Below are 20,494 nucleotides of genomic sequence, written 5' to 3'. Positions count from 1 at the left end.
GCGGGCAACCGCCGCGGCGACAGCGCGCGCGCTCAGCGCGGCTCCGCCGGGGGCGCCTCGCGCGCGCAAGGGCAAGGCCGCCGCGGGCAGAGCGGCCGCGGCGGGGGACGAGGGCGCCGGGGGCGGTAGCCGGCCCCCTCGATTTACGCAAGTAACTTTTAACGGGTCCATCCGTTAAAGAATAGTAGAAAACACATAAGGTGCCTGGGAAACATCAATCCAGGCCCCGTACAGGGGAGGAACCAGGATGAACCGCAAGAAAGGCGTGGTGACTGCGGCGATGGCCCTGTTGTTAACAGCGGTCCTAATTGCAGGTTGCGGCAAACAAGCAGCCAACGCTCCGCAGACACCAGCAGAGAACAGCACGAACACGGCTGTCGGCGCCAATAACGGGGCAGGGAACAATGCTGCCAACGACACCAGCACCGCGGACGATCAAGCTACAGAAGGCAATAACGCAACAAACGATGGCAGTACCGGCAATGGGGATTCCAGCGATTCGGCACAAGCTCCTGATGGTTCCAGCGACAGCAGCGGAGGGGACCGCGCGGCGATGTCGGATCCGTACAGTGTGGCGGTGCTGATTAACAAGCAATTTGCTTTGCCGGATGATTACGAGCCGAAGGATCTGGTGTATCCCGACGTTCGGTTTACGTTCAAAGAAAAAATCGAAAAACGCATGATGCGCAAAGAGGCGGCGAAGGCGCTTGAGGAGCTGTTCGCTGGAGCCGAGAAAGACGGGATCTACCTGGCTGGCGTGTCGGCGTACCGTTCACATAAGACCCAAACGGCGCTGTTTAACCGTTACGTGGAGAAGGACGGCGAGGAAGTTGCGAAGACGTACAGCGCGGTTCCGGGCCACAGCGAGCATGAGACCGGGCTCGCCATCGACGTTTCGGGCAGCGATGGCAAATGTGCAGCGGAAAGCTGCTTTGGTGACACGAAGGAAGCGGCTTGGCTGGCGGATCATGCCACCGAGTACGGATTTATCATTCGTTATCCGGAAGGGAAGGAAGACATTACCGGTTACAAATATGAGCCATGGCACCTGCGTTATGTAGGAAAAGAAATTGCAGCTGACATTGGCGAACGCGGCATTACGTTGGAAGAATACTATGATGCCGTACCGGTATCTGGCCAATGATTTCATTAGATCTTTGGAGAGCGTGAGCTTATCCGGGAAAGACGCCTGCGAGCGTCTTTTTTTGTTTTTGCCTCCAACGAAGAAAGCGAATAAAATTAACAGTTGACACCTGATAATGATTATCAGTATCTTTAAGAAGATGAAGTTTTTATGAATCTAAGATGAAGTCGTGCGATAGACTCTTTTTACAATGATACATTGGTGGGTTTATTCAGTTGGACACGGAAAGGATGGGTGCCATGGTCTCCTTAAAAACTTCGCATCTAGACATTGCCTATGAGGATCGTCTGATCGTCGAAGACTTAAATATTTCGATTCCCGAGGGGAAAATCACGGCGTTGGTTGGCGCGAACGGCTCTGGTAAATCAACGGTCCTGAAAACGATGGCTCGGATCCTTCAGCCGAAGTCCGGCAGCGTGCTGCTGAACGGCAAATCGATCCATAAGCAGTCGACGCGGGAGGTAGCCAAGCAACTGGCGATTCTGCCGCAGAACCCAACCGCCCCGGAAGGATTAACGGTTTATGAGCTTGTGTCGTACGGGCGTTTTCCACATCAGAAAGGGTTCGGAGGTCTGAAAGCCGAAGACCGGAAAATTGTCGAGTGGGCGATCGAAGCCACCCGCATGACCGAGTTTAGTGACCGGGCCTTAGAGCATCTGTCCGGCGGTCAACGGCAGCGGGCCTGGATTGCCATGGCGCTGGCGCAGGAGACGGATATCCTGTTCCTCGACGAACCTACGACGTTCCTAGATATGGCCCATCAGCTGGAAGTGCTTCAATTGCTGGAAGAGCTGAATGCCACATCCAACCGGACGATTGTGATGGTTGTCCATGATTTGAATCATGCCGCTCGTTACGCACATTATATGATCGCGATTAAGCAAGGCCAGGCTGTCGCTTCCGGTACACCGGAAGAGGTCGTGACCTCCAAAGTGCTGCGCGATGTGTTTGGCATTGAGGCGGATATCGTAACCGACCCGCGGAGCGGTGTGCCGCTGTGCCTCCCTTATGAGCTGTACCGGGCTGCAGCTGAAGGCAAAGTACAAATCCGCAAGGACAAAAATGATGGACCGGAAGAGGCCTCGCCCAAAGTCGCCTCGTTCCTGTAGTGGGGGAACCCAAGATGAACATCAATTATCAGTTGCTGGAGCAGCAATTGGCGATTGTTACAGAGCAGCGGACGGATGCTTTCTTCACGATGCCCGCTGAGCGGCTGTTGGATCGCGGGCAGCTGGTGGCTTTTTTGGAAATCTACCAAGAGAAAATTAAGGGGCTTGATCTTCAAGTATCCGCCACCTATTTTGCCTCGAGCTGGCGAGTCGTGTGTGCGGCGCTGCACTATATGGTGTCGGTGACCTCGGGCAAGCTCCATTTTTCGCTCGACAATCTCACCCTTCAACTCGTGATGGTGAACGGATTTCCTTGGGTTTATTTTGTGCTGAACGATAAAGCAGAACACCCTTGGCCGGCGGGTGACCGTCAATCCTGGCAGACCCGGGAGCTAACTCGTTTTTACGGGGAAGTGCTGCGACCTGTCATGGAAAATATGGCGGCCGTCACCAAGCTGCCGGTTGCCCAGTTATGGGGGCAGTTGCCTCAAGGTGTGCAATATTATGTCCATGCCATCGCAGGGCGTCTGGAGGAAGAAGACTCACGTTCTCAACTCCTGAAGGAGTACGAGGGCGTGAAGGAGCTGCCCGCCGAGGCGTTTGGCTTAAAGCGCAATCCGTATCGGGTCAAGGAAGTGCTGCTGGATGATCCTTATCGGCCAGGTGAGAAATCTCCGATGAAACCAACCTGTTGCTTGGCCTATCGGACGGACACCGGAATTGGATACTGTTACGGGTGTCCCAAGCTCTCCAAGTCGGAGCGGGAGGCCAAATATGAGGAGATCCGTCAGCAGCTTGCTGCGGCTCAAGCGCAATAAAGAGCCGGTTGCCGCTGAAGGTGAGATGCACGCGGACGCTGGTTTCTTTCTACATACGCGATACGCACTTGCGAAAATAATAAGCACTTGGCAATCCTGAAGAGGCTTCGGGGTTCCAAGTGCTTTTCTTTTTCGATCCCTCAACCTTCCAGCTTAATATCCCAAATCAAAGGGAAATCTGATAAGGGCTCCCCCAAGCTGAACCAAAGGGATCATCGTGCAAAAGAGGCGTGAGAGAAGGGATTATAGCTAGGCTTTCGGACATTTTAAATTCAGCATTTAAAATTTCTTTCTTTTTCCTCTTGTAATGTGAAAAAAGTCACACTATAATAAGAAGCATGAAGTGAAAAAAATCACAATAATCCGAACTCATAAGTGACAGTTTTCACAAGTTATGACGTTTGCTATACACCATCAAACAGCATGGATTATGGAGGAGGAAGAAATCATGAAAGTAGCAGTTATCGGATGTACACACGCAGGCACGGCAGCCATCGTTAATACGGCCAAACTTTACCCAGAGGCGGAAATTACCGTATATGAACGGAACGACAATATCTCGTTCTTGTCGTGCGGCATCGCCCTCTATGTCGGAGGGATGGTGAAAGATCCTCAGGGGCTGTTTTACTCCTCGCCGCAGCAATTGGCTGAGCTGGGTGTAAATACAAAGATGCGGCATGAAGTCGTATCGGTGGATACAGACACGAAAGTCCTTCAAGCCCGCAACCTAGAGACCGGCGAAGTGTTTGAAGATCAGTTCGACAAGCTGATTGTAACGACGGGGTCGTGGCCGATCGTACCGAAGTTTGAGGGCAGTGAACTGGAGAATATTTTGCTCTCGAAGAACTATAACCACTCCAACACCATCATCGAAAAAGCAAAACAAGCCAGCAACATCGTTGTTGTCGGTGCAGGTTACATCGGGGTGGAGCTGGTTGAAGCGTTCCAGCTTAATGGAAAGCACGTTACGTTGATCGATGCGGAGGAGCGCATTTTGAGCAAGTACCTTGATGCGGAGTACACGGACAAGATCGAACAATCGCTCCGCGACCATGGCATTGAGCTGGCATTAGGTCAAAAAGTCACACGCTTTGAAGGCGAGAATGGCAAAGTCGCGCAAGTGATCACCGATAAAGGCACATACGCTGCCGACCTGGTGATTATGTGCATCGGGTTCCGCCCTAACACAGAGCTGTTAAAAGGTCAGGTTGATATGCTGGACAATGGCGCGATCATCGTGGATGAATATATGCGCACCTCGAAGCCGGATGTGTATGCGGCAGGTGATAGCTGTGCCGTCTACTATAACCCGACAGGAAAGCATGCTTATATCCCGCTGGCAACCAACGCCGTCCGCATGGGGACGCTGGTCGCACGGAATCTGGTTGCACCAACCGTGAAGTATATGGGGACCCAAGGCACTTCGGGAATTAAAATCTATGAGGATAATATCGCCGGAACCGGATTAACGGAAGCAGCAGCCAAGGACGCCGGTTTGGATGCAGAGGCGGTGCTGATCACTGACAACTACCGCCCGGAATTTATGCCAACCCATGAGCCGGTCCTGCTGAAGGTAGTCTACGAGAAAAATACTCGCCGGATTTTGGGCGCACAAATCATGTCGAAAGTAGACTTGACTCAGTCGATCAACACGATTTCGGTGTGCATCCAAAATGGAATGAAAATGGAAGAGCTCGCTTTCGTCGATTTCTTCTTCCAACCTCATTACAACAAACCGTGGAATTTCTTGAACAGTGCAGGCTTACAGGTGCTGCCGGAAGTTCCGAAGCGGGAAACGGTTCACGCCTAAAACAAGAACATCAACGAGTTTCATCTCGAAATAAGCCGATTCGAAAAGGGCATAAACCCTTGAGGAATCGGCTTTTTTATTTGATTGAAACCATATAGCCAATAAACAAATGACAAAAATACAAAATTGATACTTGATATCTGATATATGTACGATATATAATCAAGCCATCAAATGGAGGAGATGATCAAAATGAAAAATGAAACGAAGGATCAAGTAGTTCTCGTCACAGGCGCATCCACTGGAATCGGAAATTTGACGGCTCGGTCTTTGGCCGAGGCCGGACACACGGTATATGCCAGCATGCGGAACATCGGAGGCCGCAATGCTGTCCGTGCCGAGGAGCTTCTGGAATATGGAAGAAGCCATGGGCTGGACCTTCGAGTTGTGGAACTCGACGTGCAATCCGATGCTTCAGCTGAAGCTGCCGTCGCGACGATTCTTGAGGAGGCCGGCAAACTGGACGTCGTCGTGCATAATGCAGGTCATTTAGTGGTTGGCTACGTTGAGGCGTTTACCCCAGAGGATATCCATCATCTGTTTGACGTGAACGCCCTCGGAATCCAACGGGTGAACCGGGCTGTACTCCCGCATATGCGAGAGCGTCGTTCGGGAACTCTTGTTTATGTCGGCAGCACAACGACGGTAGTTGCTCCACCATTCATGGGCCCTTACGTAGCCTCCAAGTTCGCCGGTGATGCAATTGCTCAGGTCACTGCCTACGAAGTAGGGCAATATGGCATCGAATCGACGATCGTCATGCCAGGTCCGTTTACTGAGGGAACCGACCATTTCCCGAATGCCAGCCGGGCAAGCGATGTAGAACGGAGTAAGGCTTATGCCGAACTGGACCCGTTGGTAGAGCGTAATGAAGAAGCTACGTCGAGTCTATTTGTACCAGGGATCGATGCCCATCCTAGAGCGGTTGGCGAAGAAATTGCTCGCATTCTTGCGATGCCGGCGGGAACACGCCCGTTCCGCAGCGTCGTGGACTTCACCAATGCAGGCGTTGAAGAGGTTAACGAGGCAGCCCGTCAGGCGCAGGCGAATTTCATTAACCGCCTGGGCTTTGGAGAGTTGTTGCATGTCAAAACCGCACAAAACGCTCAAAACTAATAAATCTGTTCAAATTTCATCACACTATCATTTAGGAGGAAATTAAAATGACCGAACAATTGTTGAATGGAAAAGTCGCTTTGGTAACAGGTGCATCTAGAGGGATGGGGAAAACGATCGCAGAGGAATTGGCACGCCGCGGGGCCAAAGTCGTTGTAAACTACGCCAGCAGCCCTGAGAAAGCAGAAGCCGTAGTGAAGGGGATTCAAGCTGAGGGCGGGGAGGCTGTCGCGATTCAAGCCGATGTCAGCAAGCTGGCTGAATTGGAGAAGCTGTTCCAGAAGACGAAGGAATCCTTTGGACGTCTCGATATTCTGATCAATAACGCAGGGGTCATGGTTACGAAGCCGCTGAAAGATATCACGGAAGAGGATTTCGACCGGCAATTTGCGATTAACGTGAAGGGAACCTTTTTCGCGATTCAGAAAGCTGTGGATTATATGGAGGCAGGGGGCCGTATTATCAACTTCTCGACATCCGTCACTGGTCAAATGTTCCCTACTTACAGCTCTTATGCAGCCAGCAAGGGAGCTGTAGAGCAGATCACACGACAGCTGGCGAAGGAGCTTGGACCGTTGGGCATTACGATCAATGCGGTTGGCCCAGGACCGGTGAATACAGAACTGTTTACTGTCGGAAAAACACCGGAGCAAATCAAAGCCGTCGGCAACACCAATGCCTTCGGACGGTTGGCGGAGCCAGAGGATATTACGAGCGTCGTCCTGTTCCTGGCAGGGCCGGAATCCGGTTGGGTTACCGGGCAAACCATTCGTGTTAACGGCGGTTTCATCTGATTAAGCTGTTCACAATTGACAAAAATCGTATTATTGTCATTTGGATGCGATTTTGATATAGTGGGGAAAAAACGGGGAGGAGGACGGGTGAAATGAGCAACGAGCTGCCTTTAAGCAAAGAACAAATTTTGGATACCGCAGAGCAGGTGCTAAGGCGCTTCGGACCGGATAAAACCTCCGTGCTGGATGTGGCGCGTGCGCTGCAAGTAAGTCATGGCACGTTGTACCGGCATTTTTCCAGCAAGGCCGCGCTTCGCGAAGCGGTGACTGAACGTTGGTTAACGCGAAGCATTGCCGCCCCTCTAGCAGATATTGTGAACGGCACAGACGGAAGTTATACGGAGCGCTTGAAGCTGTGGCTGAAGACGTTAATTGGCTGCAAGCGAACCTATGCCAGCGAAGATCCAGAGATGTTTGCCATGTATGCCGCTGTAACTGAAGCAGCCGCGGATATCATCGAAGCTCATATTGATCATTTGATCGGACAGATTCACACGATTTTTGAGGGCGGCATCCGTGCGGGAGAGTTTAAAGCGCTGGAGCCGAAGGAAGCATCAAGAGCCATCTTCCTAGCGTTCCTGCATTTCCATCATCCCGCACACTTTCGCCAATGGACAAATGAGCGGATTGACGCAGATTTCGATGCGGTATGGCAGTTAATCTTGGACGGAATCGCCGCACCATCCAAATAATTACACGCTCACATGCAGGTAAAAGACCCTTTCCGGGATTGCTCTGGAAGGGGTCTTTTGTAATTTTGTGATCATTAGGGAAATCCCTAATTTGTGAAAACGCTAACGTGATCTATGTTATTTTTTCGAGGTCCACTCGCACGCTACAATGAACACGACTTCAAACGACGAATGACCTGTGAAGTGTTGTTTAGAAATGACATATAAAAGGAGACAGGATCATGGCTTATTCTAAACCTGCACAAATTGCCGAAGTATCCGTAGAATATGGCGTCAAAAAAGCACATTATCCACTGCTTACCGTATTGATTCTTGGTTTTTTGGGAGGGGCGTTTATCGCGCTTGGCTTCCTTCTTGATATTCGCGTGATCAGCAGCGCTCCGGCGGAATGGGGCAGTATCGCCAATTTTATCGGGGCTGCGGTATTCCCAATCGGCTTGATTCTTGTGTTGCTGGCGGGCGGGGAACTGTTGACCGGCAATATGATGGCGGTGCCGTTGGCACGGATGTCGGGGCGAATTTCCACTGGAGATCTGTGCAAAAATCTCGTCCTCATCACGTTAAGCAATTTCGTAGGTGCTTTGTTTGTCGCTTACTTTTTTGGACACGTGGTTGGTTTGACGGCCAGCGGGCCTTATCTGGAGAAGCTGGTCGATATGGCTGGTCATAAGCTGGACGACAGCTTCCTGCAAGCGTTCGTGTCCGGGATCGGTTGCAACTGGTTGGTTGCTTTGGCGGTATGGCTCTCCTATGGCGCAGATAATATGAGCGGTAAAATCCTGGGCATCTGGTTCCCAACCATGGCCTTTGTTGCGATTGGCTTCCAGCACGTTGTTGCGAATATGTTCCTGATTCCAGCGGCGATTTTTGAAGGATATTACTCTTGGGGCGAATATTTGAGTAACTTTGTACCGGTATGGCTGGGGAATTTAACCGGTGGGGCTATCTTCGTGGCTTCGGCGTATTGGGCAGCTTTTCTGAAGGATAAAGGGTCCAAGGATGCAACGGCTGCCGGGTTGGCTGCGTCCTCTGAGGCGGCGAAACATCACGGATAATCCGAATGGGCTTCAGTTTGGTTTAGGTTAGGCTGGGTTGGGTTGAGCACGGCCCGGCTCAGCTCGGCTAGGATTGATTGGCCCGGGTAGGATTAATTGGCACGGCTTGGCCTTGCTTGACTTCTTAGCTTGGCACTTGGCTTGCTTAGCGTGTTTGGCCCTTGACTGGGTTTGTTGTTTGTTAGAGCCTCCTTTACACCATTATCCCGATGAATCAGAAAAGACTCGTTAAAAGATTCGTTAGAGAAAAAAGCAGTGCCTCGATTAGCAGCAAATCCGCTCTCCCCCATTAGCCAATCGACGATAGGCTGGAAGTTGTCATCCTTCCTCAATCTACATTAACCTCATTAACTCTAAACAAACGACCTTCCTTTGAATAGCTACCTCTCACTTCATAATGAATGATTAACTGAATAAAGGAAATACCTGATTAAAATAAATACTGAACCAAAGGGATACCACTCAAAAGAGGGTTACTCAATCAAGCATGCAATCAAGTATGGATGCTCCCCCAAATGGTTTTCTAATCAAACTCAGAAACCTGAGCGAAAGGGATAATCGTGAAATGAGGTGCGCGCAACACACTCCCGCCATAAGGAAATTCCCGCTTGGGCTTTACGCCGGGGATGTTTATTCTTACAATAGGCTACAGACAGGAGGGGTGGAACATGATCCATGAACCTAACGGGGTATTTCCTGCGGTATGTCCGCTGGATTGTCCCGATACATGCGGCTTGCTGCTTCATAAAGAGAATGGAAAAATCGTCAAGGTGACGGGCAACCCCGATCACCCGATTACGCAAGGCGCGATTTGCAATAAGGTCCGCAATATGGCGGAGCGGGTCTACCATCCCGAACGGGTGCTGTATCCCCTGAAACGCGTTGGACGCAAAGGGGAAGGGAAGTTTGAACGCATCACCTGGGATGAAGCGATCCAAGAGATCGCGGATCGTTTTAAGGGATTGACCCGGGAGTATGGGTCGGAGTCGATCCTGCCGTATAGTTTTTACGCCAATATGGGGATTTTGAGCGTTGATGGGATGGATCGGCGGTTCTTTAATCGTTTGGGCGCGACGCGGCTGCAACAAGGCATTTGTAATTCCGCAGGTAATGCGGGATGGAGATATACGATGGGGTTCGGCGGCGGGACGAGCCCGGAGGAGACGGTCAAGGCGAAGTTGATCATCGTGTGGGGCGGCAATCTCGTCAGCACGAATATGCACCAGATTGCCCTAATCGAAAAAGCCCGCAAACAAGGCGCCCAGCTCGTCGTCATCGACGTGCACCGCAACCGGACAGGACAGCGGGCCGACTGGTTCATTCCGCTGTATCCGGGCACGGATGCAGCCCTGGCGCTCGGTATGATGCATGTGCTGTTCGAGCGCGGCCTGGTGAACGAAGCGTTCTTGGAACGCTATACGGTTGGTCATGCCGAGCTGCGTGAGCACGTGAAGCAGTACACGCCGGAGCGTGTGGCGGCGATCACCGGCGTACCGGCCGAGTCGATCGTTAAGCTGGCCGTTCTGTACGGCGAAACCTCGCCCGCCTACATTCATATTGGCAACGGCCTGCAGCATCACGACAATGGCGGGATGACGGTCCGCACGATTAGCTGCCTGCCGGCGTTAACCGGCCAATGGCTAGTGCCGGGCGGCGGCGCCTTCAAGTCCAACGGCGCTTACGGCAAAATGAACGCGACGGCGCTTGAGCGTCCTGATCTGCGCCCCAACCCGGGCGCGCGTACGGTCAGCATGAACCAGCTGGGCGACGTCTTGTTGACCCTGGATCCGCCGATCCGCGCTTTGTACGTTTATTGCTCCAATCCGGCGGTTGTTGCCCCGGATACAGGGAAGGTGGAGCAAGGTCTTCTCCGAGAAGACCTGTTCACCGTGGTGCATGATCTCTTTTTGACAGATACGACAAAATATGCCGATATTGTGCTGCCGGCGACGTCTTCTTTTGAGAATACAGACTTGTACGGTTCGTATTGGCATCATTATATCCAGCTTCAAGAGCCGGTGATTGCTCCTCAGGGCGAAAGCAAAAGCAACGTCGAAACGTTTAAGCTGCTGGCGGCTGCGATGGGGTTTGACGACGATGCGTTCCGCGATACGGAAGAGGATATGATCCGGCAGGCTTTGGATTTCAAGCATAACCCGTATCTGGAAGGCGTGACGCTGGAGAAGCTGAAGGAGCAACGGTTCGTGAAGCTGAACATGGAACCGCAGCAAACCTGGCTCGACCATTTGCCGACTCCGTCGCGGAAGATCGAGCTGTACTCCGCCACAATGGAGCGGGCAGGCTTGCCGCCGTTGCCAACGTATGTGCCGTTGGTGGAAGGCTATGATGGAGAGCGCCGTCCCGGCAAGGACACGCCGTATCCGCTGATGTTCATCTCTCCGCCAAACCATAACTTCCTCAACTCGACGTTTGGGAATGTCGAGAAGCTGAAGGCGCTGGAGAAAGGCCCGGTGCTGCAAATTCATCCGGAGGATGCCGCTGCACGCGGGATTGCCGATGGAGACGAAGTTACGGTGTGGAATGATCGCGGCAGTTATGACGTTACGGCGTCCGTCACCGACAAGATGCTGCCAGGCACAGTCGTCAGCCAAGGGCTGTGGTGGCAGCAGGAGGACGGGAAGCGCACGCGCGCCAACGCCTTAACTCCGGACCGGATAGCCGATATGGGCGGAGGAGCAGTGTTCTTCTCCACCGTGGTGGATGTCAAGCGCCGCTAGAAATGTACTTGCTTGAGTCACGCTTTTAGGCGATACTAATATAATCTGGGCGTAATACAAGCAAGATTTGCCGAACCATCTGAATCAAGAGTGGGGGCCCTGGTGGCCCTCCTTTTTTTGTATATACACAATTGTTGCAGCGAAGGGGGAATCACGATGAGATGGCTGCAGGCTTATCCGCGGGAAGTCAAGGTATTTTTGATCGCAAGCTTGATCAGTTCGGCGGGCGGTTCATTGATGTGGCCTTTGGTCACGATGTTTGTGTTTAAGGTACTGGGGCGGACTGTGACGGATGCCGGCCTGGTCATTCTCGTCATGTCTGTCGGAGGGATTGCCGGTCAGCTGCTGGGCGGAGCGCTGTACCATCGCCTAGGCGTCAAGCGCCTGATCGTGGGCGGTCTTGCTTTGACCTCCCTCTTCCTGATTCTGCTGCCCTATGGAAGCGGGAACTGGCATCTGTTTATGCTGCTGATGCTGCTGGTTGGTTTCTTTAATGCCACGACGATGCCGGCCATTCAAGCGTTTATCGGTTTTCGGTTTGCCGAGCAACGCGGGGAGCTGTTTAATGTCATTTATGTAGCGAACAATATTGGTGTGGCGTTGGGGACGGCCATCAGCGGGTTTTTGGCGCAGATCTCGTATGATCTCAGTTTTATTTTGAATGGACTCACTTCGGCGGGGTTTGCCTTATTTTTTTGGTTTTATTTGAACAAAGTTCAAAAAACGCAAGGCGAGCTGCAAGTACAGAAGCGCAAAAAAACGGTGGAAGGCCAAAGCGTCTGGACGCTGCTTCGCTGGTATCCCGTTTACCTGTTTATGGGCGTGGGATCGTTTTTCCTCTGGCTGGGGAACTGTATCTGGAATAACGGCGTATCGCCGTATATCATCTCCCAAGGCATGCCGGAGTGGAATTACAGTATTCTCTGGACGCTGAACGGGTTATTGATTTTTGTGGGACAACCTTTTACTTTATGGATAAAGCGGACCTTTGCCGGCTCCCCGCAGGCCCAAATGACGGCAAGTGCCATCTTCTACATGTTGGGTTACGCTACAATCTTGAGCTTCCATACGTACCCGAGTATGGTCGGGGCCATGGTGCTCACCACCTTCGGTGAAATGCTGATCTCTCCGGCAATCCCGTCGTTTATCTCGGATCGAACCGGGAAGGCGGCGCCGTTCTACCTCGGATTGGTTGGCGGGATGGGGGCGGCTGGCCGCGTTGCTGGACCTTATGCCATGGGCATGCTGTTTGACTGGAATGGACTTACGCCGGTTGCTTGGTTGGCTGTGGGCATTGCAGCGCTGTCGGTGCTCTCCTTCTTGGTACATGCTGCTATGAACCGGGAGAGTCGTCCGCAGCTGCCGGGTCTGGCGGAGTGAGCAGGAGAAAGGATGAAGTTCATGAATCAACGTGAAATTTGGACGCGTCTATCGGAAATGCGTGATGCGGCCGCATTGATGGAAATCGACAAGGTCACTTGGGATTATAACAATACGCCAGCGGAAAAAATGGAATGGGAGTCGAGAGAGCAATATTTGCAGAGCTGCCCGCCGGGAAGTCAGATCGTGGCCGGGATCGGCGAGGAGATCTGCGGTTATATCGGCTTTAAGCCGCCGACCCCGCTGCCCAGCAATCAACATGTGCTTGAGCTGAACATTGCGATTCATCCGAAGTACCAGCGGCAGGGCGTGGGGCGAGTGCTGATGGATGCCTTGCTGAAGTTCGCAGCTGAGTGGGGCGTACGCAAGCTGTCGTTGCGTGTATTGGGCAGCAACCCGGGGGCTATTGCTTTTTACAAAAGCTGCGGATTCGTGGAACAGGGCCGTCTTGTGGAAGAATTTCTGATTAACGGAACGTATGTGGACGATATATTAATGTGGAGAAAGGTTTAGCTGCTGAAGTGCTGATCCCGGCGCAGAGCGCAAAGCGTCTGATAGTACTTAAGGCATTGAACTATTCTAAAGATATCGGTATATTTAGAAGAAGAAATTTCGGGGAAGAACTCGAATGGAAAGGTTGATACCCGTGGAGAATAATTTAACCCCTCCCAATTTTATTAAAAATATCATTTCGGAAGATTTGAAATCCGGCAAGGTGAAAACCGTAGTGACGCGGTTCCCGCCAGAACCGAACGGTTACCTGCATATCGGACACGCCAAAGCGATCTGGATCAACTTCGCGTTAGCGGATGAGTTCGGCGGACGGACTAACCTGCGGTTTGACGACACCAACCCGGTGAAAGAAGATGTAGAGTACGTTAACTCGATCAAGGAAGACGTGAAATGGCTGGGCTTCGAGTGGGAAGAGCTGCATTTTGCGTCCGATTATTTTGAAGAGATGTACAATCGTGCTGTGCTGCTGATCAAGAAAGGCAAAGCCTACGTGGATGATCTGAGCGCCGACCAAATCCGCGAGATGCGCGGGACGCTCACTGAGCCGGGGAAAAACAGCCCTTACCGCGACCGCTCGGTTGAGGAAAACCTTGACCTGTTCGAACGGATGCGGAAAGGTGAGTTCAAGGATGGGGAAAAGGTGCTGCGGGCGAAGATCGATATGGCCTCGCCGAACATCAACCTGCGGGACCCGGTCATTTACCGGATCGTGCATGCAACCCATCATAACACCGGTGATAAATGGTGTATTTATCCGATGTACACCTTTGCTCATCCGTTGGAGGATGCCATCGAAGGCGTAACGCATTCCTTATGCTCGACTGAGTTTGAGGATCAACGCCCGTTCTATGACTGGACGATTGCCGAAACGGAAATGCCGCACGTATCTCACCAATACGAATTTGGCCGGTTGAATTTGACGCAAACGGTAACCAGCAAGCGGAAGCTGAAAAAGCTGGTGGATGAAGGCATTGTTGACGGTTGGGACGATCCGCGGATGCCAACGATTTCCGGTCTGCGCCGCCGCGGCTATACACCGGAAGCGATCAAAGCGTTCGTCTACGAAACCGGGATTTCTAAAAACTTCGGGAACGTGGATCCGAAAATGCTGGAGCATTTTATCCGTGAGGATTTGAAATTGAAAGCTCCGCGCACGATGGCGGTGCTCGACCCGCTGAAGGTCGTGATCACCAACTATCCGGAAGGGCAAATCGAATGGCTGGATGCGGAGAACAATCCTGAAAATCCGGACATGGGCAACCGTAAAATTCCGTTCTCACGGGAGATTTACATCGAACGTGATGACTTCATGGAGAATCCGCCGAGCAAATATTTCCGTTTGTTCCCGGGGAACGAAGTCCGTCTGAAACATGCCTACTTCGTGAAATGCAACGATGTCATTAAGGATGCGGACGGCAACGTAGTGGAAATCCACTGCACGTATGATCCGGAAACGAAGAGCGGAACCGGCTTTACCGGCCGTAAAGTGAAGGGCACCATCCACTGGGTGGAGGCGACTCAGGCGGTTCCTGCCGAGTTCCGGTTGTACGAACCGCTGATTCTGGAAGAGGAAGCGGAGAAGACGTCGGACGTGGCGTTAGAGGAACCGGTTGAAGGCCTGGTTGATGATGTGACAGTCGATGCTGCTGCAGAACCGATTGTCGAAGCTGCCGAGGAGAAATCGTTCCTTGATCTGATCAACCCGAACTCGCTGACGATTGCGCATGGTTTCGTGGAGCCAAACATGAAGGATGCGAAGCCGCAAGATAAATTCCAATTCTTCCGGCACGGTTATTTCAACGTCGATACGAAATATTCGAAGCCGGGGCAACCGGTGTTTAACCGCATCGTGTCGCTGAAAAGCTCGTTCCAATTGCCTAAGGCCTAAGTAAGCTATAAGCGGCACACAGAACTTTGCGTGCAAAAAGGAGCCTTGCAGATCTCTGCAGGCTCCTTATTTTTGGTGGTTTCACACTGAGCTGCGCTCGATAAACTGAAAGCGAAGCTCCTCCGAGACGGGCTGGTCCTCGCCGCCGACGATGTGCCCGTGGACGATAGAAAACGCCCGTTCTCCCATCTCCGACAATCGGTTGTCGATCGTCGTGATCCCCAGCAGGCCGGCGATCGGCTGGTTATCGAAGCCGATGACAGCGAAATCGCCCGGCACCTCGATCCCGCGGAGGCGTGCGGAGAGGATAAACCCGGCGGCAACTTGGTCGCCGGTGATGAGCAAGGCATCCGGACGCTCCTTCATCGCGAGCAGCCGATCCAGCAACGCCGCACCATCCTCCCAATCCAGATAGCCGTCCAGCACCCAATCCTCCCGGGCTTGCCCGCCCAAGGCCGCCAGGGTATCGGTGTAAGCCTTCAGACGGCTGCGGCTGCTGGGGCTGTTCCGGCGGTGGATGGTAAACGCGATGCGGCGTTTCCCTTTTTTCCAGAGATAATGGATCGCGGTTTGAAAGCTGGCATAATGATCGATATAAATCGAGGAGAGGTTGCGGCCGCTCACCCGCTCGCACAATGCGATGGGACCGTAGTCGGCAAAGGATTCGATATCCCGAAGGGACAGCGCCCGCGAACAGATGATCAATCCGTCCATCCGCTTGTTGCGAAGCATCTCCAGTACCTTCCGTTCCTCATTCGGGCGGTAGCCGGTCTGGCATAGCATCAGCTGGTAGTTGCTATGTAGCGCCAGCTTGGCGATTCCGTCCATGATCCTGGCGAAATAATAATGGCTGATGTTCGGCAGAATCACGCCGATGGTCTGCGTCATTCCTTTGATCAAATGGACCGCGTTCATGTTCCGCGAATAGTTGAGTCGGCGAATCGCCTCCTCCACCGCCTCCCGCTTGGCAGAACTGACGTAGGGGTGGCCGTTCAGCACCCGGGACACGGTCGTCACCGAGACGCCGGCGGCTTCCGCAATCTGTTTGATGTTCGGCATGGCCGGGCAGCTCCTTCCTCGCATGTAATCAAAAAAGGATCTTGCTATGGAATGCATTTCATATTTTACAATGGAGATGCAATAAAGAAAACAATGCCTTCCACCGGCGTCACCTCGTATAAAAGCGAGGGCGTTACGGTTTCCGGCATTGTTTTCTTTCGTTTTCGTAAAGGTCGATTCGTTAAGGAGCATCCGGTTGATCGTCCATGGCGGGCGAATACCCGTGATGGCGGATTTGATACCACATGGCGGCGAACCCCAACGCACCGATGAGTGTTAAGGCGACGCCGGACCGGTACATCACGACCGGACCGAAATTTTGAAACATCCAGCCGCCCCAGAACCCTGCAATTGCGCTGGCAAGGCCGCTGGCAGCAAAGGTATACACCGCTTGCCCCGCGGATCTCAGCGGCCGCGGCAACAGCAGAGCGATCAGCTTGGTGCCGACGTAGAAGAATCCGCCAAACGTGACGGAGTGCAGCAGTTGAATAAGCATGATGTGCACCGGAAGCGTTGCTTCAGACATCAAATCCCAGCGAATCGCAAACAACAAGCTGACAATCGTGGTGCAAGCGAGTAAATAGGATAATTTTCGCTTGAACAAGCGGTCTAGCAATATAAATGCGAGATATTCAAAAACGGTGGATAAGAACACGGCACCGCCGACCGACAGCCGCGTTCCGCCGAGATCGATCATAAACAAAGGCATAAAGATCGTGTTGATGGCATTCGGGATGGCTACCAGCAGGCTAAAGAGGACAAACACCACCAGGTACTTGTTCTTTAGCGCCAGGCGCAGCTCCCGGCCCTTCAGCCATGGGGTTTGGGACGCTTGACGAATGGTAGGCAGCAACAAGGTTGCTCCGATCGCCAGCATCAATGTCACACTAAACAGCAGCGAGCTTCCTTCATGACCGACGGCATCGATGATCGGTCCGGCAGCCAGCGCGATGAACGTCCAACCCAGCGAACCCCATATGCGGTAGGTTCTAAATTGGTCCGGCGTTTCTGCAAGATAGCCAAGGGTCAAGGTATTGTTCTGCGAGAGCAGCGGGCTTAAGAAAAAATAAAGCAAAATCATCGTTACGTACAACATCGAAAAGGTCGTCACCTTAAATACGAGATGACCCATGATCAGTAAGCCCAGCATCATAACTAACAGGATGGCACGTGGATTCTGCCTTTGGTCGCCCAGGGATTTCCAGAACGGGTGGGCCACCAATGAAATGAGGGGGCCGACGGCCATCAGGCTGCCGATCTCCAGCTTGTCCATCCCGATGTCCTGCAAATATAATTGAAAAAAGGCAGTGAAAATGACCAAAGTTCCGTAAATCAAAAAGTTAAGCAGACCTAGCGGCAACAACGAAAAGGACGAATATGGTCTTTTGTCCTGCAAACGAGCCATTCCTTTCTATCCGGGTCCATATGGTCACAGCGGGAAGCTTGTGACTATGATCCCAATGTAACACACAGGTGAAAGGGGGTACAAACCAAGTTTTTTTGGTTTTACCATAATTTATGCATTGGGGGAAAACTGATGAACATTACCGCCATCATTTTAGCCGGCGGAAGATCCAGCCGGATGGGCAGCAACAAAGCGCTGCTTGAACTTGGCGGCTTGACGGTACTGGAACGATTGATTCGAGAGCTGGAGCCGATAGCTTCGAGAATCGTGATCGCTGGGGGAGAAAGGGCGGCCTATGAACGGTTTGGCCAAGAAGTCGTGACGGACCGTTATCCGGGGGGCGGTCCGCTGGCTGGGCTGCATGCCGGGTTGGAGAGCTCGACAACCCACTGGAGCCTCGCGGTCGCTTGTGATACGCCGTTCGCGAATCGCGGCCTGTTCCGCGCTCTGCTGGAGCGCGCAGAGGCTGCGGAGGAAGCGGCGGCCCGGGCGGTTGACCGGGCAAGCGACCTCGCGGCAGGCGCCTCGGGCGGCTTCGCACCGACCGAGGCGATTTTGGCCCGCACGCAGGAGCGGGCCCATCCGCTGCTGGCGGCCTATCGGCGCAGCGTGCTTCCAGGCTTGGAAGCACGGTTGCGGGAAGGCCGCCTCAAGATGACGGCTTGGACCGAGACGCTGTGCACCGAATATATCGAAGGGGAGGCCCTCGCCAATGCTTCGGGCCTCCCCTTGGAGTGGTGCACGTTTAATATGAACAAGCCGGAGGACTATGAGCTGGCCCGATCTTGGTTAGAATCGGGCCGCTCAGAGGGTTAACCGCCGATCTGTGACATTCGGCGGGCGGTTGGCGTATGGCTTTGTTGCTTGCGCTCCAAAGCCAGCGCCATTTCATGGTTCTTCGGCTTGGCTCCCAGCGCCTTCAGGAACAGGGAGCGGATGCCTTCATGGTCGCCGGCTGCGGCATAGGGACGCACATGCAGCTCATCCGACCAATACAGGCAGGCTTTGATATGTCCATCCGCGGTCAAGCGCAGCCGGTTACAGCTGTCGCAGAAATGGTCGCTGACCGGATGGATCAGCCCAAACGTTCCGGCGGCACCCGCCACGCGGCGGCTCTCGGCAGGGCCGTTACCGCGCGGACCTTCGACGCCTTCCACTTCCCAGCCCGCTTCTCGGCACACGTCTTCTACGGCCGTCAGAGGCAGGTAAGTTTGACGCCAGGTGTCGCTGGCACTGCCGATCGGCATATATTCGATAAAACGAACATGCAGCGGCCGATCCAACGTTAATGCGATAAAATCGCGGATTTCATCCTCATTTATCCCTTTCATCAGGACCACGTTGAGTTTAATCGGCTCAAAACCGACCTCGACGGCGGCCTGAATGCCTTCCAGCACCTTCTCCACCTCGCCGCCGCGGGTAATCATCGCGAAGCGGTCCTGACGCAGTGAATCGAGACTGATGTTCACTCGGTTTAATCCTGCTTGCTTCAGCAGCTCCGCTTTTTTCGCCAGAAACATGCCGTTTGTCGTTAGTGCAATATCTTCAATGCCTGGAATGCGGGAGAGCATGGCAACAAGTTGTTCTAAATCTTTGCGCACCAGCGGTTCTCCGCCGGTTAGCCGAATTTTGCGGAGGCCCATCGGAGCAAGCGCCGAAACGGTCTCGGCAATTTCCTCGTAGCTCATAATTTCCTCATGCGGTTGAAACACCATTCCTTCAGCGGGCATGCAGTAGACGCAGCGCAAATTGCATCGATCCGTGACGGAGATGCGCAGGTAGTCATGTTTTCGCCCAAAGGGATCAAGCAATTGCTCCATGTGTACGCCTCCTTTTCTCTTCAGGTGTTTCAAATTTAATATATATTCTTCCAGGGGTCAATGCGTTGACACACACTGTTCAAGTATATTCTGTGTCGGACAACGATACAATGGAAGTAAAGTGTAAAAAAGATCACATAAAAGCGCTTACATTTAGAGGTATAATACAGGTGAGCGATACGTGATCCCCCTTAATCATGTGTCGGTATATGCTTTCGAGATGATTTCCCGCATGGTGAAGGGAGTCATCTTTTTTTTAACTCATGGCAGGGCAAGTTTAAACCACGATGTCGTTTTGAGGGAGATGAATTTGGATGGCAATGCTGTTCAAACCTTTGGTCTATACGCAGGAGCAGGTGGAGTGGCTGGAAACTCGCGGGATGGTGTATCAATTATTAATGGACTTTCTAAGCCGTCCGCCGCGGATGTCCTTGATTGCTCAGTGGCGTCGTAAGGTCGCGCAGTATCCCAAGGCAGGGGCCAGTAAGGGAGGGCGCCGGCTGATGGCCTATCTGGAGAGCATTCCTGAAGCTAAGTTTCGCAGTGTCTGCCATCAAGAAGCGAAGGAGTACGAGCGTTTGTTTTCGGGGCGGGAGGCGATCATTCCGTCTTGTGAAAGCTTGTTCCGCAGTCGCCGAGAAGGTGGCGGCGCGATGGCTTGTATTGCCGAAGTCCGCCAATTATATATGGATAATGCGATCGTATTTAATATGTTAAACGGCGAGCGCGACGACCATATTGCACTAGAGCTGGAGTTTATGGCCGTGCTTGCGGAAGGCATGCTGGCGAAGGCCAACCTGCAGCAAAGCTGCCTGGCGTTAGCGGACGTGCAGATCCGCTTCCTGGAGGAGCATTTGTTAAAATGGGCGCAGCCGTTTGCCCAAGAGCTTATGCAAGCTACGGAAAGTCCGCTCTTTATCGGACTGGCTGAGATGCTGGATGAGTTTCTGGTCAAAGATTTGGCACAGCTTCGCGCTTGGCGGGAAAGTCAGCAGCCGGTGATGGAATAGATAGCCAAAGGACCTCAACCTTCGCTGGATCAGCGGGATGGGGTCTTTTTTGATGTTCTTCAGGTTTTCTGCTGCGAGGGCTAACGAGAGGACGAACGGGAGGACAAACGAGAGATCTAACGCTTGCCACACGTCTTATTGGG

At 52.8% G+C, this 20,494-nt stretch carries 17 protein-coding genes; 14 read left to right on the top strand and 3 right to left on the bottom strand.

Annotated features, from left to right (window positions below):
- Positions 1-247 precede the first annotated feature (247 nt).
- From C812_RS18725 to C812_RS18665, 12 genes are all read left to right on the top strand, one after another.
- Positions 248-1,144, top strand: a complete 897-nt coding sequence (locus C812_RS18725) for a M15 family metallopeptidase (protein ID WP_016314211.1) — start codon at positions 248-250, stop codon at positions 1,142-1,144.
- 239 nt (positions 1,145-1,383) lie between these two features.
- A complete protein-coding gene (locus C812_RS18720) occupies positions 1,384-2,253 on the top strand; it encodes an ABC transporter ATP-binding protein (RefSeq protein ID WP_016314210.1) in 870 nt (289 codons plus the stop codon).
- A 14-nt stretch (positions 2,254-2,267) separates the two neighbouring features.
- Complete coding sequence (locus C812_RS18715; RefSeq protein WP_016314209.1) at positions 2,268-3,071, top strand: hypothetical protein; 804 nt, start codon at positions 2,268-2,270, stop codon at positions 3,069-3,071.
- 448 nt (positions 3,072-3,519) lie between these two features.
- Positions 3,520-4,881 carry an FAD-dependent oxidoreductase gene (locus C812_RS18710; protein ID WP_016314207.1) on the top strand — a complete coding sequence of 454 codons (1,362 nt, stop codon included), beginning with the start codon at positions 3,520-3,522 and terminating at the stop codon, positions 4,879-4,881.
- Positions 4,882-5,073: 192 nt separating this feature from the next.
- Positions 5,074-5,997 carry an SDR family oxidoreductase gene (locus C812_RS18705; RefSeq protein WP_016314206.1) on the top strand — a complete coding sequence of 308 codons (924 nt, stop codon included), beginning with the start codon at positions 5,074-5,076 and terminating at the stop codon, positions 5,995-5,997.
- A 47-nt stretch (positions 5,998-6,044) separates the two neighbouring features.
- Positions 6,045-6,791 (top strand): SDR family oxidoreductase, encoded by a 747-nt coding sequence (locus C812_RS18700; protein WP_016314205.1) that lies wholly within the window; start codon positions 6,045-6,047, stop codon positions 6,789-6,791.
- A 92-nt stretch (positions 6,792-6,883) separates the two neighbouring features.
- The gene (locus C812_RS18695) at positions 6,884-7,483 is read left to right on the top strand and encodes a TetR/AcrR family transcriptional regulator (RefSeq protein WP_016314204.1); all 600 of its coding nucleotides are present in this window, start codon (positions 6,884-6,886) and stop codon (positions 7,481-7,483) included.
- A 221-nt stretch (positions 7,484-7,704) separates the two neighbouring features.
- A complete protein-coding gene (locus tag C812_RS18690) occupies positions 7,705-8,538 on the top strand; it encodes a formate/nitrite transporter family protein (RefSeq protein WP_016314203.1) in 834 nt (277 codons plus the stop codon).
- A 668-nt stretch (positions 8,539-9,206) separates the two neighbouring features.
- The gene (locus tag C812_RS18680) at positions 9,207-11,276 is read left to right on the top strand and encodes a molybdopterin-containing oxidoreductase family protein (protein WP_016314202.1); all 2,070 of its coding nucleotides are present in this window, start codon (positions 9,207-9,209) and stop codon (positions 11,274-11,276) included.
- A 156-nt stretch (positions 11,277-11,432) separates the two neighbouring features.
- Positions 11,433-12,656: an MFS transporter gene (locus tag C812_RS18675; RefSeq protein ID WP_016314201.1), complete on the top strand. Its 1,224-nt coding sequence runs from the start codon at positions 11,433-11,435 to the stop codon at positions 12,654-12,656.
- A gap of 21 nt (positions 12,657-12,677) precedes the next feature.
- Positions 12,678-13,169 carry a GNAT family N-acetyltransferase gene (locus C812_RS18670; protein WP_084770905.1) on the top strand — a complete coding sequence of 164 codons (492 nt, stop codon included), beginning with the start codon at positions 12,678-12,680 and terminating at the stop codon, positions 13,167-13,169.
- A 115-nt stretch (positions 13,170-13,284) separates the two neighbouring features.
- The gene (locus C812_RS18665; RefSeq protein ID WP_016314199.1) at positions 13,285-15,057 is read left to right on the top strand and encodes a glutamine--tRNA ligase/YqeY domain fusion protein; all 1,773 of its coding nucleotides are present in this window, start codon (positions 13,285-13,287) and stop codon (positions 15,055-15,057) included.
- A gap of 81 nt (positions 15,058-15,138) precedes the next feature.
- On the opposite strand, the gene C812_RS18660 is transcribed toward C812_RS18665, so the two are convergent.
- Both C812_RS18660 and C812_RS18655 read right to left on the bottom strand, forming a co-directional pair.
- Entirely contained in the window at positions 15,139-16,116 is a 978-nt protein-coding gene (locus C812_RS18660; protein WP_016314198.1) for a LacI family DNA-binding transcriptional regulator, read from the bottom strand.
- Positions 16,117-16,297: 181 nt separating this feature from the next.
- Positions 16,298-17,479: an MFS transporter gene (locus tag C812_RS18655; protein ID WP_036626104.1), complete on the bottom strand. Its 1,182-nt coding sequence runs from the start codon at positions 17,477-17,479 to the stop codon at positions 16,298-16,300.
- A gap of 174 nt (positions 17,480-17,653) precedes the next feature.
- Here C812_RS18655 and mobA point away from each other — a divergent pair, with 174 nt between their 5' ends.
- Positions 17,654-18,337 carry a molybdenum cofactor guanylyltransferase gene (gene mobA / locus C812_RS18650; protein WP_016314196.1) on the top strand — a complete coding sequence of 228 codons (684 nt, stop codon included), beginning with the start codon at positions 17,654-17,656 and terminating at the stop codon, positions 18,335-18,337.
- Here the strand turns inward: mobA and moaA are convergent.
- Positions 18,334-19,341, bottom strand: a complete 1,008-nt coding sequence (gene moaA / locus C812_RS18645; RefSeq protein ID WP_016314195.1) for a GTP 3',8-cyclase MoaA — start codon at positions 19,339-19,341, stop codon at positions 18,334-18,336. The two genes, mobA and moaA, sit on opposite strands and share 4 nt — an antisense overlap.
- A 314-nt stretch (positions 19,342-19,655) precedes the next feature.
- On the opposite strand from moaA, the gene C812_RS18640 reads away from it, so the two are divergent.
- Positions 19,656-20,351 (top strand): TorD/DmsD family molecular chaperone, encoded by a 696-nt coding sequence (locus C812_RS18640; RefSeq protein ID WP_016314194.1) that lies wholly within the window; start codon positions 19,656-19,658, stop codon positions 20,349-20,351.
- Positions 20,352-20,494: the final 143 nt, after the last annotated feature.

This window comes from Paenibacillus barengoltzii G22 (assembly GCF_000403375.2).
Lineage (GTDB): Bacteria > Bacillota > Bacilli > Paenibacillales > Paenibacillaceae > Fontibacillus > Fontibacillus barengoltzii.
Note: the sequence above shows the minus strand (reverse complement) of the source record. Positions and strands in the feature narration are given on the sequence as shown.

Excerpts from the sequence above, each read along its gene's own strand:
- C812_RS18725 (WP_016314211.1), top strand. The coding sequence starts at position 248 with ATGAACCGCAAGAAAGGCGTGGTGACTGCGGCGATGGCCCTGTTGTTA.
- C812_RS18720 (WP_016314210.1), top strand. The coding sequence starts at position 1,384 with ATGGTCTCCTTAAAAACTTCGCATCTAGACATTGCCTATGAGGATCGT.
- C812_RS18715 (WP_016314209.1), top strand. The coding sequence starts at position 2,268 with ATGAACATCAATTATCAGTTGCTGGAGCAGCAATTGGCGATTGTTACA.
- C812_RS18710 (WP_016314207.1), top strand. The coding sequence starts at position 3,520 with ATGAAAGTAGCAGTTATCGGATGTACACACGCAGGCACGGCAGCCATC.
- C812_RS18705 (WP_016314206.1), top strand. The coding sequence starts at position 5,074 with ATGAAAAATGAAACGAAGGATCAAGTAGTTCTCGTCACAGGCGCATCC.
- C812_RS18700 (WP_016314205.1), top strand. The coding sequence starts at position 6,045 with ATGACCGAACAATTGTTGAATGGAAAAGTCGCTTTGGTAACAGGTGCA.
- C812_RS18695 (WP_016314204.1), top strand. The coding sequence starts at position 6,884 with ATGAGCAACGAGCTGCCTTTAAGCAAAGAACAAATTTTGGATACCGCA.
- C812_RS18690 (WP_016314203.1), top strand. The coding sequence starts at position 7,705 with ATGGCTTATTCTAAACCTGCACAAATTGCCGAAGTATCCGTAGAATAT.
- C812_RS18680 (WP_016314202.1), top strand. The coding sequence starts at position 9,207 with ATGATCCATGAACCTAACGGGGTATTTCCTGCGGTATGTCCGCTGGAT.
- C812_RS18675 (WP_016314201.1), top strand. The coding sequence starts at position 11,433 with ATGAGATGGCTGCAGGCTTATCCGCGGGAAGTCAAGGTATTTTTGATC.
- C812_RS18670 (WP_084770905.1), top strand. The coding sequence starts at position 12,678 with ATGAATCAACGTGAAATTTGGACGCGTCTATCGGAAATGCGTGATGCG.
- C812_RS18665 (WP_016314199.1), top strand. The coding sequence starts at position 13,285 with ATGGAAAGGTTGATACCCGTGGAGAATAATTTAACCCCTCCCAATTTT.
- C812_RS18660 (WP_016314198.1), bottom strand. The coding sequence starts at position 16,116 with ATGCCGAACATCAAACAGATTGCGGAAGCCGCCGGCGTCTCGGTGACG.
- mobA (WP_016314196.1), top strand. The coding sequence starts at position 17,654 with ATGAACATTACCGCCATCATTTTAGCCGGCGGAAGATCCAGCCGGATG.
- moaA (WP_016314195.1), bottom strand. The coding sequence starts at position 19,341 with ATGGAGCAATTGCTTGATCCCTTTGGGCGAAAACATGACTACCTGCGC.
- C812_RS18640 (WP_016314194.1), top strand. The coding sequence starts at position 19,656 with ATGGCAATGCTGTTCAAACCTTTGGTCTATACGCAGGAGCAGGTGGAG.